Source organism: Bacillus sp. 5w2, from assembly GCF_054353775.1.
In genome coordinates this window covers 1-15,357 of record NZ_JBTIWT010000028.1, presented here as the reverse complement: position 1 = coordinate 15,357, position 15,357 = coordinate 1, and the positions used below count along the sequence as shown (strand labels likewise).

Annotated in this window: 16 protein-coding genes; all 16 read left to right on the top strand. The window is 35.8% G+C overall.

Features of this window, described 5'->3' with window-relative positions:
• Positions 1-65 precede the first annotated feature (65 nt).
• Positions 66-1,004, top strand: a complete 939-nt coding sequence (locus ACXY7N_RS28420; RefSeq protein ID WP_000915052.1) for a phosphate/phosphite/phosphonate ABC transporter substrate-binding protein — start codon at positions 66-68, stop codon at positions 1,002-1,004.
• Positions 1,005-1,088: 84 nt separating this feature from the next.
• Positions 1,089-1,862: a phosphonate ABC transporter ATP-binding protein gene (phnC, locus tag ACXY7N_RS28415; protein ID WP_016086755.1), complete on the top strand. Its 774-nt coding sequence runs from the start codon at positions 1,089-1,091 to the stop codon at positions 1,860-1,862.
• On the top strand, positions 1,859-2,653 hold the full coding sequence (phnE, locus tag ACXY7N_RS28410; protein WP_016086756.1) for a phosphonate ABC transporter, permease protein PhnE: 795 nt from the start codon (positions 1,859-1,861) through the stop codon (positions 2,651-2,653). Before phnC ends, phnE (ACXY7N_RS28410) begins: the two co-directional genes overlap by 4 nt.
• The gene (gene phnE, locus ACXY7N_RS28405; RefSeq protein ID WP_016086757.1) at positions 2,653-3,456 is read left to right on the top strand and encodes a phosphonate ABC transporter, permease protein PhnE; all 804 of its coding nucleotides are present in this window, start codon (positions 2,653-2,655) and stop codon (positions 3,454-3,456) included. The genes phnE (ACXY7N_RS28410) and phnE (ACXY7N_RS28405) overlap by 1 nt, the downstream gene beginning before the upstream one ends.
• Before the next feature lie 87 nt (positions 3,457-3,543).
• Positions 3,544-3,717: a hypothetical protein gene (locus ACXY7N_RS28400; RefSeq protein WP_016086758.1), complete on the top strand. Its 174-nt coding sequence runs from the start codon at positions 3,544-3,546 to the stop codon at positions 3,715-3,717.
• A 179-nt stretch (positions 3,718-3,896) separates the two neighbouring features.
• Positions 3,897-4,172: a hypothetical protein gene (locus ACXY7N_RS28395; protein ID WP_016135173.1), complete on the top strand. Its 276-nt coding sequence runs from the start codon at positions 3,897-3,899 to the stop codon at positions 4,170-4,172.
• A 223-nt stretch (positions 4,173-4,395) separates the two neighbouring features.
• Complete coding sequence (gene tkt / locus ACXY7N_RS28390) at positions 4,396-6,396, top strand: transketolase (RefSeq protein ID WP_016086759.1); 2,001 nt, start codon at positions 4,396-4,398, stop codon at positions 6,394-6,396.
• A gap of 156 nt (positions 6,397-6,552) precedes the next feature.
• Positions 6,553-6,993, top strand: a complete 441-nt coding sequence (sirA, locus tag ACXY7N_RS28385) for a sporulation inhibitor of replication protein SirA (RefSeq protein WP_000860645.1) — start codon at positions 6,553-6,555, stop codon at positions 6,991-6,993.
• A 78-nt stretch (positions 6,994-7,071) separates the two neighbouring features.
• Positions 7,072-7,293: a YneF family protein gene (locus ACXY7N_RS28380; RefSeq protein WP_001123315.1), complete on the top strand. Its 222-nt coding sequence runs from the start codon at positions 7,072-7,074 to the stop codon at positions 7,291-7,293.
• A gap of 124 nt (positions 7,294-7,417) precedes the next feature.
• The gene (locus ACXY7N_RS28375; RefSeq protein ID WP_098986561.1) at positions 7,418-9,169 is read left to right on the top strand and encodes an ABC transporter ATP-binding protein; all 1,752 of its coding nucleotides are present in this window, start codon (positions 7,418-7,420) and stop codon (positions 9,167-9,169) included.
• Positions 9,169-10,932: an ABC transporter ATP-binding protein gene (locus ACXY7N_RS28370; RefSeq protein ID WP_016086761.1), complete on the top strand. Its 1,764-nt coding sequence runs from the start codon at positions 9,169-9,171 to the stop codon at positions 10,930-10,932. The genes ACXY7N_RS28375 and ACXY7N_RS28370 overlap by 1 nt, the downstream gene beginning before the upstream one ends.
• Positions 10,933-11,063: 131 nt before the next feature.
• A complete protein-coding gene (locus ACXY7N_RS28365) occupies positions 11,064-12,107 on the top strand; it encodes a GH25 family lysozyme (protein WP_016086762.1) in 1,044 nt (347 codons plus the stop codon).
• Positions 12,108-12,235: 128 nt separating this feature from the next.
• Positions 12,236-13,255: a nuclease-related domain-containing protein gene (locus tag ACXY7N_RS28360; RefSeq protein WP_016135170.1), complete on the top strand. Its 1,020-nt coding sequence runs from the start codon at positions 12,236-12,238 to the stop codon at positions 13,253-13,255.
• Between the two features lie 6 nt (positions 13,256-13,261).
• Complete coding sequence (locus tag ACXY7N_RS28355) at positions 13,262-13,828, top strand: hypothetical protein (protein WP_488592828.1); 567 nt, start codon at positions 13,262-13,264, stop codon at positions 13,826-13,828.
• Between the two features lie 219 nt (positions 13,829-14,047).
• A complete protein-coding gene (locus ACXY7N_RS28350) occupies positions 14,048-14,194 on the top strand; it encodes a BC1881 family protein (RefSeq protein ID WP_000644411.1) in 147 nt (48 codons plus the stop codon).
• A 98-nt stretch (positions 14,195-14,292) separates the two neighbouring features.
• Positions 14,293-15,048: a sulfite exporter TauE/SafE family protein gene (locus ACXY7N_RS28345; RefSeq protein WP_488592827.1), complete on the top strand. Its 756-nt coding sequence runs from the start codon at positions 14,293-14,295 to the stop codon at positions 15,046-15,048.
• Positions 15,049-15,357: the final 309 nt, after the last annotated feature.

Here is a 15,357-nt window from a genome sequence, read left to right as displayed (position 1 = left end):
GTGTGATATATTTCTTCATGTTTATGAAAGATTATTTTATAACAATGAAAAATGGAGGCATTAACATGTTGAAAAAAGTTTTTGCAATGAGCACAACAGTTGTACTAGCAGCGGGATTATTAAGTGGCTGTGGAACGAAGGAATCAAGTGCAAGTAAAAATGAAGATACGAAAAAAGGGTATGTACCAAAGACTTTAAATGTTCAATTTGTTCCTTCTCAAAATGCAGATACGTTAGAGGCGAAGGCAAAACCATTGGAAAAGCTATTAAGTGATAAGTTAAATATTCCAGTAAAAGTTAGTATTTCAACGAATTACAATACAATTGTAGAAGCGATGGCATCTAAGCAAGTAGATGTAGGATTTTTACCCCCAACAGCGTATGTGCTAGCACATGAGAAAAAGGCTGCAAACGTAATTTTACAAGCACAACGTTTTGGAGTAGATGATGAAACGGGAGCTCCTACAAAGGATTTAGTAGACTTTTATAAATCTGAGTTTGTAGTTAAGAAAGATTCAAATATTAATAGTGTAAAAGATTTAAAAGGTAAAAAAATTGGTTATCAAGATGTAACGTCATCAGCGGGATATGTGTGGCCTGCGGCTGTACTATTAAAAGAGGGCGTTGATCCGTTAAAAGATGTGAAACCTGTTACATTAAAAGGTCACGATCAGTCGCTTATTGCGCTTTTAAATGGTGATGTAGATGCAGCTGTTGTATTCCAAGATGCTCGTAATATTGTGAAAAAAGATTATCCGAATATATTCGATCAAACGAAAATAGTGAAATTCACGGAGAAAATTCCAAACGATACGATTTCGGTACGCTCTGATTTAGATGAAGAGTGGAGCAAGAAATTACAGGATGCTTTCATTGAGATAGGAAAAAATGAAGAAGGTCATAAAATCATTAAAGAAGTATATTCACATGAAGGATATGTTAAATCTGATGATAGTAAATTTGATATCGTTCGTGAATATGGGAAGAAAGTAAAAACGCAATAATACATATGGAAATGGCAGCTAACTGGAAGGGATGTGTTTTCAGTTAGTTTGCCGTTTTGAATACATAGAAGGTAGGTAAGATTTGTGATAGAGTTTCGAAATGTCTCCAAAGTGTATCCGAATGGTACAAAAGGATTGAATAATATAAACTTAAAAGTTCAAAAAGGTGAGTTTGTTGTAATGGTAGGGCTATCCGGAGCTGGAAAGTCTACACTTCTCAGATCGGTAAATCGCCTTCATGAGATTACAGAAGGGGAAATCTTGGTTGAAGGTGAGTCTATTACTGCTGCGAAAGGAAAAGAATTACGCCGCATGCGCCGGGATATTGGTATGATTTTTCAAAGTTTTAATCTTGTAAAACGATCAACGGTATTGAAGAATGTATTAGCTGGGCGTGTTGGGTATCATTCGACATTGCGTACAACGTTAGGTCTATTTCCAAAAGAAGATTTGGAGCTTGCTTTTCAATCGTTAAAAAGGGTGAATATTTTAGAAAAAGCATATACGCGGGCTGATGAACTATCAGGAGGACAACAGCAACGTGTATCGATTGCTAGAGCATTGGCGCAAGAAGCGAAAATTATATTGGCAGACGAACCTGTTGCATCTTTGGATCCGCTGACAACAAAGCAAGTATTAGATGATTTGAAAAAAATTAATGAAGATTTTGGAATTACAACGATTGTAAACTTACATTCTATTGATTTAGCTAGGCAATATGCGACACGCATTATTGGACTACATGCAGGTGAAGTTGTTTTTGATGGTTTAGTAGAAGAGGCAACAGATGAAAAATTTGCTGAAATTTATGGAGACGTAGCGCAGAAAAGTGAATTATTAGAGGTGGCAGTTAAATGAATGATGTGACGATATATTCGAAATCGATACCGAAGCCACCGAGTAAATTGAAACATATGTTAACGGTTATTCTCGTTATTATATTGTTGTGGGGCAGTAGTGTGCAGGTCGACGCATCATTTTCAAAACTAGTAATCGGTTTTCCTAATATGATGGATTTATTGAAGGAAATGGTGCCACCCGATTGGAGTTATTTTAAAGTTATTACAACAGCAATGTTAGATACGATACGTATGGCGATTATTGGGACGACTTTAGGGGCGATTTTAGCCATTCCACTTGCATTATTTGCAGCAAGTAATGTATTTACTAACGTGTTTTTGTATAGTCCAGCGCGTTTGATTTTAAATTTTATACGGACGATACCAGATTTATTATTAGCGGCAATTTTTGTGGCGATTTTTGGAATAGGACCGCTTCCAGGTATTTTGGCTCTTACTTGTTTTTCGGTTGGGCTCGTAGCGAAATTGTTATATGAGTCCATTGAAGCAATTGACCCTGGTCCGTTAGAAGCGATGACTGCTGTAGGAGCTAATAAGGTGCAGTGGATTGTTTATGGGGTAATTCCACAAGTGAAAGCGCATTTTGTCTCCTATGTACTTTATACATTTGAGGTGAATGTACGTGCAGCAGCTGTTTTAGGGTTAGTAGGAGCAGGTGGCATTGGATTGTATTATGATCGTACACTTGGATTTTTACAATATCAACAAACTGCTTCTATTATTATTTATACTCTTGTTGTTGTATTGTTAATTGATTATATAAGTACGTTGTTGCGGGAGAAATTATAATGAGTGAATCGACGATGATCATGCCAAAACGAAAGAAACCAAGTGTATATCGCTGGATTATTTTTATAGCCCTTGCAGTTATATATGTATGGGCCTTTTCAGGAGTTCCGTTAGAAGGAATAAAGAATACCGCAGGAGAAATTACAAAGGCAATTATGACAGGGGTATTGAACCCAGATTGGTCGTATGTATCTTTGCCAGATGGAGAAGATTTATTACATGGTTTAATTGATACGTTGGCTATTGCAATATTAGGTACATTTATTTCCGCTTTTTTATCTATACCATTTGCTTTTTGGGCAGCAACAAATATGAGTAGTGGAAAATTAACTTCAGGAACTGGGAAATTTGTACTTAGTTTTGTCCGTACATTTCCCGAATTAGTAATGGCACTTTTATTTATAAAAGCTGTCGGTCCAGGTTCTTTCGCGGGCGTACTAGCTTTAGGGTTACATTCTATCGGGATGTTAGGGAAACTGTATGCAGAAGGAATTGAAAATATTGATAAGGGACCGACGGAAGCGTTAATAGCAACAGGCGCAAATCGGTTTCAAATACTTTGGTATGCAGTATTGCCACAAGTATTACCGGATTTTCTATCGTATACGTTATACAGGTTCGAAATTAATGTACGATCTGCTGCCATTTTAGGTGTTATTGGAGCAGGTGGTATCGGGACACCATTAATTTTTGCACTGAGTTCACGCAACTGGTCTCGTGTAGGGATTATTTTATTGGGTATCATTTTAATGGTAATTATCATTGATTTAATTTCAAGTTCGATTCGGAAGAAAATTGTATGATTTATAAAAGAAGCACCTATAAAAGGTGCTTCTTTTATATAATGAGAATAAACAATGTGGATATTATTGGATAGTAGGAGGGGTCTTTTGGCTTTACAGCATGAATTTGTATTTGTTTCATTTGAAAAAAAGGGATTGGATCTTGAAGGTGTGAATTGGATTGAAGATTGTTTCTCGTATAAAGAAGAGGCGACGATAGAGGAATATGTTGTATTAAGTGATGAGCTAATTGTGTATCTATTAGATTTTACCCCACATTAACGGGCAGTAAGACTCCCACCTCAAAATTCTGCTGGAGCAAAGAAGTTAGGTGGGAGATCAACTGCCCGTAAACGTCCGATTGGTTCAACTAATAATCAGTGGGGATGCCCCCACTGATTAAAGTTTCACTTTACCCATTGGATTCCGGTCTATTATCCAGCGAAAAGAGCAGAAGGGTTTTGCATTCATTATTATATGGTATTACAAAAATTGAACAACAAGGGGCAGTGATAGCAGAACAGTTATTTTGTTCGCTAGTTAGCATGTTTTCTTTAGCGCCAGAAACAATCGAACTGACAGGGCGGTTTCAATGGGAAAATGATAGTAAGACTGATGGAGAATATGAAAGATACGTATTTGATCGAGATAAATTATGCCAAGATTTAAAGTCTTTTATTCGTTTGCTTAGGAGAGTGAAAAATGGGGAAGGATATATTTTGCATTATGGAATTTGAAAATGATGAATAAATATACAGATAATTCTCTTTCTTTTTAAAATAAAAATAATGAAAAAGTATGTCATATTGAATGCCCATACATTCCCGAAATCATTGATTGTTTTATAAAAAACCAAAAAAATATCAACATATTTGTCGATACATGTTGTATAATCTTGCGTGGGAAGCTATCATATAAATGTATAAAACGTTTACTAATATAAGCGAAGGGAAGAATAGCATGTCACATTCAATCGAACAACTTTCTATCAACACGATTCGCACATTATCCATCGATGCGATTGAAAAAGCAAACTCTGGTCACCCAGGAATGCCAATGGGTGCAGCACCAATGGCTTATACATTATGGACTCAATTTATGAAACACAATCCAAATAACCCAACGTGGTTTAACCGTGATCGTTTCGTATTATCTGCAGGTCATGGTTCAATGTTATTATACAGCCTACTTCACCTATCTGGTTATGATGTAACAATGGATGACTTAAAGAACTTCCGTCAATGGGGAAGCAAAACTCCAGGACATCCTGAGTACGGTCATACAGCAGGGGTAGACGCAACTACTGGTCCACTTGGACAAGGTATTGCAACTGCTGTAGGTATGGCAATGGCTGAAAGACATTTAGCTGCTAAATATAACCGTGATGCGTATAATGTAGTAGATCATTATACATACGCTATTTGTGGTGATGGAGATTTAATGGAAGGCGTTTCTGCTGAAGCATCTTCATTAGCTGCTCATTTACAATTAGGTCGTCTTGTTGTGCTTTACGATTCAAATGATATTTCATTAGATGGCGATTTAAATCGTTCATTCTCTGAAAGTGTAGAAGATCGTTACAAAGCATACGGATGGCAAGTAATCCGTGTTGAGGATGGAAACGATATTGAAGCTATCGCAAAAGCAATTGAAGAAGCGAAAGCTGACGAAAAACGCCCAACGCTAATTGAAGTAAGAACGACAATTGGTTTCGGTTCTCCAAACAAATCAGGTAAATCAGCTTCACATGGTTCTCCACTTGGTGTAGACGAAACAAAATTAACGAAAGAAGCATATGCTTGGACTGCTGAGCAAGACTTCCATGTAGCAGAAGAAGTATATGACAACTTCCGTAAAACAGTACAAGATGTTGGTGAAACGGCGCAAGCAGAGTGGAATACGATGCTAGGTGAATATGCACAAGCATACCCAGAATTAGCAAACGAATTACAAGCAGCAATGAACGGTCTTCTTCCAGAAGGTTGGGAGCAAAAATTACCAACTTATGAATTAGGATCAAAAGCAGCAACTCGTAATTCTTCAGGTGCTGTAATTAATGCAATTGCAGAGTCTGTGCCATCATTCTTCGGTGGGTCTGCTGACCTTGCTGGTTCTAACAAAACATACATGAATAACGAAAAAGACTTTACAAGAGATGATTACAGCGGTAAAAATATTTGGTACGGTGTACGTGAGTTCGCAATGGGTGCAGCAATGAACGGTATTGCACTACATGGCGGTTTAAAAACTTACGGTGGTACGTTCTTCGTATTCTCTGACTACTTACGTCCAGCAATTCGTCTTGCAGCATTAATGCAATTGCCAGTAACGTATGTATTCACACACGACAGTATCGCTGTTGGTGAAGATGGTCCAACACATGAACCAATCGAGCAATTAGCAGCGCTACGTGCAATGCCAAATGTATCTGTTATTCGTCCAGCTGATGGTAACGAATCTGTTGCAGCTTGGAGACTAGCTCTAGAATCTACAAATAAACCAACTGCTTTAGTATTAACTCGTCAAGACCTTCCAACATTAGAAGGTGCAAAAGAGGATACGTATGAAAAAGTAGCAAAAGGTGCATATGTAGTTTCTACAAGCAAGAAAGAAACAGCTGATGTAATCTTACTTGCAACTGGATCTGAAGTAAGTCTAGCTATTGAAGCACAAAAAGCTCTAGCAGTAGACGGCATTGACGCATCTGTTGTCAGCATGCCATCTATGGATCGCTTTGAAGCTCAAACTGCTGAGTACAAAGAATCTGTATTACCAAAAGCAGTAACAAAACGTTTCGCAATCGAAATGGGTGCTACATTCGGATGGCACCGTTACGTAGGTCTTGAAGGAGATGTGTTAGGTATCGATACATTCGGTGCTTCTGCTCCTGGTGAGAAGATTATGGAAGAGTATGGATTTACTGTAGAGAACGTTGTTCGTAAAGTAAAAGAAATGCTTTAATGATTTTAGAAAAATCTCTCCGGCATGGAGAGATTTTTCTATGTAAATGAGTTTTTTCGACAGAAAAAGTTTTTTATCTCTCCGCAGTCAGACAATCATTGCAAAATTTCTTCTATATAATGAAGAGAAAAGGTTGTCCAGATTGGGAGGCGAAAGATGAAAACGTATGAATTGTATTTAATTCAAGAGGATATTGCGAAAGCTTACTTTGGTCGTGAATATTTGTTTTTTGATTTATTTGCTCGATTTTCAGAATCTGGGTCCCTTTCGGAGAAAAAAGTGTTATATAAACAAATGATGTATATAACGATGCCATTACAAGTAATGAAAATTCATCATAAATTAGAACAGGCTTTGCGCGTTCTTGGTAAATATGATCGAACACATCATACACATACACTTTATACAGGAGCGGAATACGGCGAAATAATGGTGAAACCGCACTATATTCGCATGAATACCTCTGGAAACGTTTCTATGGAAACGACTTTCTTTGAGGTGTTAAGAAAGTGTGAATTAACATTTTTAGCTATGGATTATGAAAATACAAAGTACGGATGGCTGAATCCTTTAAAACAAGTACGAACATATGTGTAAAAAATGTCGAATTCTATCTTGTCTTATTGAAAAGGTTTTAGTACACTGTAAGGTAGACAACATGAAGGAGGAAAATATATGCCAATTTGGTTAGGTATTCTAGTGGGCGTAGTAGCACTAGTAGCAGGCGTGGCGTTAGGATTTTTCATTGCCCGCAAATACATGATGAACTACTTAGAAAAAAATCCACCAATTAATGAACAAATGTTAAAAATGATGATGATGCAAATGGGACAAAAACCTTCCCAAAAGAAAATCAATCAAATGATGAGCGCGATGAACAAGCAACAAACAAAATAAGCGCTAAAGGGCACTCGATAAGAGTGCCCTTTCCTATTGGATTTTAAAAGCGTTTAAAACTTTTAAAAATTCTGTATTTTTGGTAAACTGAAAACATCGCTCATTTTAAGGGAGGAGGAGAAGAATGAAGGTATTTATTAATTTAGCGTGGTTTTTTAAACAAGAAAAACGAGCGTACATAATCGGAATTATTATGTTATTTGGTGTCGCGCTTCTTGAACTTGTAGCCCCGAAAGTACTAGGTATTGTAGTAGATGAAATTAATAATGGAACATTAACATCTGAAAAATTGTTGAAGTGGGTTATTCTGTTAGTAATTGTAGGGATTACTATGTACATACTACGTTATTTATGGCGTATTATGATTTTTGGATCTTCGTTAAAACTAGCCCGTCAATTACGAAAGAATCTATATGAGCATTTTACAAAGATGAGCCCGTCTTTCTATCAATCACGTCGTACGGGCGATTTGATGGCACATGCGACTAATGATATTCAGGCGATTCAACAAACTGCTGGATCGGGCGTTTTAACGCTTGTTGACTCATTAGCGGTTGGGGGATGTGTACTCGTAGCAATGGGCTTTACAATTAGTTGGAAGTTAACATTGTTAAGCTTAATTCCAATGCCGATTGTAGCGATTTCGACAAATTATTATGGAACGTTATTACATAAACGGTTTCATAAAGCACAGCAATCGTTTTCGGAAATCAATGATAAAGTACAAGAGAGTATGAGTGGGATGAAGGTAATTCGATCACTTGGACAAGAGAAAGAAGATTTACAAGCATTTCGAAAAAAGTCAGAAGATGTCGTACATAAAAATATGTTAGTCGCACGTATTGATTCGTTGTTTGATCCGACAATCTCTCTTATCGTTGGATTTTCTTTTTTAATTGCAGTATGTTACGGGTCAGTATTAGTTGTGAGAGGTGAATTAACTGTTGGCGATCTTGTTACATTTACAACGTATTTAGGTACCCTCGTTTGGCCAATGTTAGCGTTTGGATGGTTGTTCAACATTATGGAGCGTGGGCGTGCTTCGTATGACCGTGTAGAAAAAATTCTCTCGCAAAAATCAGATGTAGTAAATAGAGAAGATGCTGTGCATACAATAGCAAGCGGTGATGTTACATTTGCGGTCGATTCATTTTCATATAAGAAAAAAGAAGTGTTACAGCTAGTGGATGTTCACTTTGATTTAAAGAAGGGTGAGACACTAGGAGTTGTCGGACGTACGGGTGCAGGGAAAACGACGTTATTAAAATGCTTAATCCGTGAGTATGATCATTTTAATGGTGAATTAAAAGTTGGGGAGCGGGATATTCGCGATGTAACACTTTATGGTGTCCGTTCTGCCATTTCATACGTGCCGCAAGACCATTTTTTATTTTCAGCGAGTATTGGGGAGAATATTGCCTTTGGAAAGGCGGATGCTACATATAATGAAATTACCCGCGCTGCAGAGATTGCTTGTATTCATAATGATATCCTCCAATTTTCAGAAGGGTATGAAACAGTAGTAGGAGAAAGAGGCGTTTCGTTATCTGGAGGCCAAAAACAGAGAATCTCTATTGCCCGTGCTTTATTAACGGATGCGGAAATTTTAATTTTGGATGATTGTTTATCAGCGGTAGATGCAAAAACAGAAGAAACGATTTTAAACGCATTAAAGAGGGAAAGAGCAGGAAAAACAACGATTATTACTGCTCATCGTTTAAGTGCAATTCAACATGCCAATCTTATACTTGTTGTGGATGAAGGCAGAATTGTGCAACGAGGTACACATGAGCAATTAATGGAAGAAAACGGTTGGTATAAAGAAATGTATGAGAGCCAGCAGTTAGAAGCATTAGTCGAGAAAGGAGGCGTATGATGACCGAGAAGAAGCGGAGTGATTTAAGTAGATTGCTTTCTTATATGAAGCCGTATAAAGGGTTGCTATCTTTAGCATTTATCTTTTTAGTTGGTGCAACTGTAACTGAAATGATGGGTCCTTTTTTAATTAAACAATTTCTTGATGAACACTTAGTACCACGTAACTTTGATCAATCAGCACTTGTTACTCTATTTGTAGTGTATCTTATTGCTCACTTATTAAAAGTAATATTTACTTATTTAGACTTGTTGTATTTTCAAAATATTGCTTTTAAAATTGTTCAAGATATGCGTGTTGAAGTATATGATCATGTTCAAAAGTTGTCATTAAGTTTCTTTGATCGTACGCCGATTGGTACGCTCGTATCGCGCATAACGAATGATACGGAAGCTATTAAAGATTTTTATGTCAGTGTATTATCCACATTTGTCAAAAACGTAGTCTTTTTAATAGGTATTTTAGTAGCGATGTTTTTATTAAATGTAAAACTAGCCCTATTTTCCCTCGTATTAATTCCGATAATGTTTGCGATTATGGTGCTATATCGCCGGAAAAGTGCAGCCTTTTATTTAGAAGTACGTAATCAATTAAGCGTGTTAAATGCAAAGTTAAATGAGTCCATTCAAGGAATGAATATTGTTCAAGTGTTCAGACAAGAAAAGCGTATGAGAAAAGAGTTTGAAGAAGTGAATAATAAACATTATAGTGCAGGGCGGCGGACGTTAAAGTTAGACGCGTTACTTTTACGTCCAGCAACTGATTTAGTTCATATTGTGGCTATTGCGTTAGTACTTGGTTTATTTGGAATTGATGCTTTGAAGAGTCCTGTTGAAGTAGGAGTTCTATATGCATTTGTTAACTATATACATCGTTTCTTCCAGCCTGTAAATGAGATGATGATGAAATTATCATTTTTCCAACAGGCACTTGTTTCATCATCACGTGTATTTCATTTAATGGATGAGAAAGATTTAGCGCCAGTTCAACAAGGGGATGGAAATCCTCAAGTCGTTAATGGAGATATTGAATTTAAAAATGTTACTTTTTCTTATGATGGGAAACGTGATGTTTTAAAAAATGTATCTTTTCACGTGAAACAAGGGCAAACAGTTGCTTTCGTTGGGCACACTGGTAGCGGAAAAAGTACCATTATGAATTTGTTAATGCGATTTTATAATATTAAGTCCGGAAATATTGTAATAGATGGTGTAGATTTAGAGAAATTTAAAGAAGGAGAAATTAGAAAGAAAATAGGACTCGTATTGCAAGATGCATTTTTATTTGCGGGAAATGTAAAACAAAATATTCGTATGTATAATGAAGAAATTACGGATGAAGAAGTAAAAGAAGCGGCACAATTTGTGCAAGCGAATACGTTTATTGAAAAATTACCAGAGCAGTATGAAACGGAAGTAGTAGAAAGAGGAGCTGCATTTTCTAGTGGTCAACGACAATTAATTGCTTTTGCTAGAACGATAGCAACGAATCCGAAAGTATTAGTATTGGATGAAGCAACAGCTAATATTGATACAGAAACAGAAGATGCGATTCAAACAGCCTTACAGCAAATGAGAAAAGGGAGAACGACTATAGCAATTGCGCACAGATTATCTACAATTCAAGATGCAGATCAAATCTTTGTTATGCATGATGGAGAAATAGTAGAAAGAGGAACACATCAAGAATTACTGAGTGAGCAAGGGTTGTATTATAATATGTATTTACTGCAAAATAAAGGAAGTTTACAAAAAGCCTTGTAATTACAAGGCTTTTTATTTTGCATATAAAATATGTTGACGCTTTATATCTATAGTATAAACGTCGTGACCCTTTATAAAAGTTGTACATATTGTATGTATACGAAATGAAAAAATTTGATAGGAGCTTTCATATGCAAGATAGGTCTAGTTCAAATGTTACGTTTATCGATGTGTCTCATTGGGAAGGAAGTATTGATTGGAATGCTGTGAAGGCATCAGGTATTCAAGCGGCGTATGCAAAAGCGACAGAAGGTGTGAATTACATTGATCCGACTTTTGTTCAAAATGTACAGGCTGCAAAAAATGCAAATGTATTGATTGGTGCATATCATTTTGCGCATCCAGAACAAAATGATGCAATTTCAGAAGCAAAATATTTTGTGAGTATATTACAAAGCAATCAGACAGACTTAATTCCAGTTCTAGATTTAGAATCACCAACAGATCCGAGTAATAGTAATTTGACAGGTACCGCTATATCTAATTGGGCAAGAAGTTTTATAGATTATGTGAAACAAGCTACTGGAAAAAATGTCATGCTATATACAGGTGTTTGGTATATTAATGAGTTTGGGATTAGTGGATTAAGTGATATTCCACTTTGGATTTCTAGATATTCTAGTACACCGCCTGCTGATGCTGGTGGATGGACAGAGTGGACAGCATGGCAATACACAGATTCTGGTCAAATTTCAGGTGTAGGAAATTGTGACGTATCAGCAGCCGTCTCGATAGAAGCTTTACAAGGGAGCGGAGCAAGTGGTGGAAATGTTTCACCTCCTACTAATGCTACTGCAGTTTACGGTGTTGCTGTCATTAATGGTGATAATGTAAATTTACGGAGTGGACCATCTTTACAATCTAGTGTAATCCGTCAGCTAAATCGTGGCGAATCATATGAAGTTTTGAGTGAACAAGGTAGCTGGCTTGCTTTAGGTGGAAACGAATGGATATACGATGATTCAAGTTATGTTCAGTATAAACATTATGTGGCGACTATTACTGGTGATAATGTGAATCTGCGGGATGCTCCATCATTAAATGGAAATGTTATAAGACAATTACATCATGGTGAGGCATATCGAGTATGGTGTAAGCAAGATGGATGGCTTGGTCTAGGTGGAAATCAATGGATATACGATGATTCAAGTTATATTCATTATGGTGTACAATAAAATGAACGCAGAAGGTATCTCGCCTGAGATGCCTTTTATTATAAATATGTAATTTTTACAAAGTGTATATTGAAAGCATAGTATAATATAATGTATATTTATAAAAAATAAAATAAAGGAGTAAAAATATGGATTATGTGCTAATAGGTGTTGTTTTAATATTATTAGCTGTAGTATTCGTGCTGTTCTATAAAAATAAACAGCTAGAATCAGAGAGTCAGCAAGTAGAATTTGAAAAGAAACAAGCAATTGAAACGTATGAAAACGAAATTGCAGCTACGGTTACAGAGCATAAAGAACAACAAAATACATTGAAAAATATGGAACAGAAGAAATACAATGATTTACAAATAAGTGCAGCTAGAGAACTTGAAAATATGCGTATGATGAAGAATCAATTAGCTATGCAACATAGTAAAGAACGTAGTGAAATGCAAGATAAACATAGTAACGAAATACATATGTTTCAAAAGTTAATTGCAAATTTGCGAGAGTATACGAAAAATGGAGCTGAAGTGAATACACACGAAACATTACATTATATGAAGCGAGGCTTCGTAGAACAAGGCATAATACTAGATAATGAATTTCATATTATGCCGAATGTTTTTATTGGAAATCAGCACGGAGGAAATGATTTTCGAATTCATCATCTTGTCTTAAGTAAAACGGGTATGTATCTACTTGAGACGAAAGAATGGACAGGGAAATTAATTCATGGCTTAACGAAAGGAAATGCTAGTATATATTCATTTATGATTGATGAAATTGGCAAGTATCAACAAGAAGTAGAGAAAGAAGAGACGTTTGAATGCATTACAGGTGAAGATTCATTAACGATACAAGTGAAAAATGAAGGGAATCCAGTATATAGAGCGAAAGAACTATCTCATATTCTATACAATTGTTTGAATGAAATACAGGTTGATATTGTTAAAGAAAACGTAAAACCGATTGTATATTTTTATAATGAAAGTGGGAAAGAAGTGCTAGATCTTTCTGAAGAAAAAACGCCGAGATTAAAAGATAGAGAGCAAATTGTAACGTTCTTCAGAAATGAGATCTTAACAGGGAAAGTAATATATACAGATCAAGAGTTAGAAAAACTTCGAGAAATCATTAACCGAATGAATTATAAAAGGAATTAAAAAGGGGTGGGATTTCTGAGTTCTATATTGAGGGGTATTTTGTATGTTTATGTTTGTTTGTATATACTAATGTATTTTGCGTTTATTTACATTATCGATATAGCTCATACGTCATTAAGTGTAAAGAGTATGTTTGTAGTAATCATGCCATTTGCTTTATTAATCATGATTCAAAAATCTATCTTATATGTTTCTAAAAATCGTAATGAAGAAAAGAAGCAAATGTCGGGAGTATTAATAGTAGCACTCATTCCGTTAATGGTGTGCACTGCGCAATTAAGTATGAATACATACACTTCTAAGTTTAATCAAGATCGGTGGTTACATGCTGAAGAGAAACGGGTAAATATGGTAGATGATCTATTACAAAAATATAAATTAACAGGGAAATCAAATGAAGAAATTACACAATTATTAGGAGCACCTACTGAAACAAGAAATGGAGAAAGCGGGGTTATCACTTCGTACTATCTTGGAAATGAACGTGGCTTTATTCCAATAGATAGTGAACAGCTTGTTTTACAATTTGATAGAGATGGTAGAGTTATGAAATATGAGGTGCTAAGAGACTAAATAAATTTAGAGAGAAGCTATATGTTATAGCTTCTTTTTTATTTTTCAATATGTTACGGAAGGGAGAGAAGGATTTTGAGTGGAATAAGGAATGAAAGTGGAGGTGATGCATATATATAGATGCATTGGGTTGTTTTTATCTCGCTATTTGCGGGCGATAAGATTCTCACTTCAAAGTTTCACTTTATCATATTGTATAAATGAAAAGGAGGTAAGACGGTGAAAGCAATCCCGACTGATGTCCTGAGTAAAGAATTAATGGAAAGAGAAGGAGTTATATCTATTACAGTAAAAGAATTTGAAAAGATAGAAGTAGCTGGAGTAGTAGTCGCTGGCCCTGCGGTTATTTTGATTAATCAAGATTAAGTACATATTATTGAAATAAAAAGCATCCATCTAGGATGCTTTTTATTTGTATGCAAGGAAGAATATGATGGATAATTGCTTTACTGGAGGGAAAGACTGTGGCAATTATTATAACGATGTTAGTAATGGGTATTTTATTAGGATTTGTTGGAGCTGGGGGAGCTGGTTTTATTATCGCGATGCTCACTTTAATATTCCATATTCCTATTCACGTTGCGCTCGCAACGTCTTTAACTGCAATGGCATTTACGACATTATCTGGGGTTATAAGTCATTACAGGGAAGGAAATGTTGTGCTTATTATAGGCGGGATTGTTGGTGGGTTTGGCGCGATTGGTTCTTATATCGGTTCTAAGTTCGGTGCTCTTATACCAGCGCATCTTCTTCATTGGTTTACAGCGGGTATGCTATTTTTATCGGCAATTTTTATGTTTATTAAATTAATTAAGTTTCAAAATAGGGAAGAATTACTTTTAGTAGAAGTTAAAAAATTTTCAAAAGAGAACATGATGAAATGTATATGTCTAGGATTAGTCACTGGAATGATGGCCGGTTCATTCGGGATTGGTTCTGCACCGTTTATTCAACTTGGATTAATGGTTCTATTAGGACTAACGATTCAGCAATCTGTAGGAACAACAATGCTTGTTATATTGCCGATTGCGATTGGAGGTGGGCTAGGATATAGTTCAGAAGGGTATCTAGATTATATATTGTTATTGCAAGTATTAATTGGGACGATGTTAGGAGCGTATATCGGGGCGAAGTTTACAAATTATGCACCACGTATGCTTTTGAAGTTTTCAATGATTATGACACCCGTTTTAGCTGGATGTATGTTATTGATGGAATAAAAATAATATAGCAAACTAATATGTTTTACGAATGAATTATGTAAGTAATTCATATTTCCCATATAAAAGGATTTGCTTTAATATAATGAGTGTAAAGTTCGAGTATTCGAAGTACTACTTGAATTATATCCCTATCCCTTTTCTAAAAATGCGAACAAGTTTTGCCCTATTCTATTCAATATTTAATTGCATAGAAATATATTGTTCGATGACCATTGTGGAACGTACATAATGGGAAAATCCCGATCCTTAAAGAGGATGCCCCTAATCTTCATGTGAAAATATGATCGGATAAGAAAGCTGACCAAT

What these genes read in the sequence shown, in the direction of transcription:
- phnE (WP_016086756.1), top strand. Translation starts at nt 1,859, where the DNA reads ATGAATGATGTGACGATATATTCGAAATCGATACCGAAGCCACCGAGT.
- tkt (WP_016086759.1), top strand. Translation starts at nt 4,396, where the DNA reads ATGTCACATTCAATCGAACAACTTTCTATCAACACGATTCGCACATTA.
- ACXY7N_RS28360 (WP_016135170.1), top strand. Translation starts at nt 12,236, where the DNA reads ATGGATTATGTGCTAATAGGTGTTGTTTTAATATTATTAGCTGTAGTA.
- ACXY7N_RS28380 (WP_001123315.1), top strand. Translation starts at nt 7,072, where the DNA reads ATGCCAATTTGGTTAGGTATTCTAGTGGGCGTAGTAGCACTAGTAGCA.
- ACXY7N_RS28370 (WP_016086761.1), top strand. Translation starts at nt 9,169, where the DNA reads ATGACCGAGAAGAAGCGGAGTGATTTAAGTAGATTGCTTTCTTATATG.
- ACXY7N_RS28420 (WP_000915052.1), top strand. Translation starts at nt 66, where the DNA reads ATGTTGAAAAAAGTTTTTGCAATGAGCACAACAGTTGTACTAGCAGCG.
- ACXY7N_RS28375 (WP_098986561.1), top strand. Translation starts at nt 7,418, where the DNA reads ATGAAGGTATTTATTAATTTAGCGTGGTTTTTTAAACAAGAAAAACGA.
- ACXY7N_RS28365 (WP_016086762.1), top strand. Translation starts at nt 11,064, where the DNA reads ATGCAAGATAGGTCTAGTTCAAATGTTACGTTTATCGATGTGTCTCAT.
- phnE (WP_016086757.1), top strand. Translation starts at nt 2,653, where the DNA reads ATGAGTGAATCGACGATGATCATGCCAAAACGAAAGAAACCAAGTGTA.
- sirA (WP_000860645.1), top strand. Translation starts at nt 6,553, where the DNA reads ATGAAAACGTATGAATTGTATTTAATTCAAGAGGATATTGCGAAAGCT.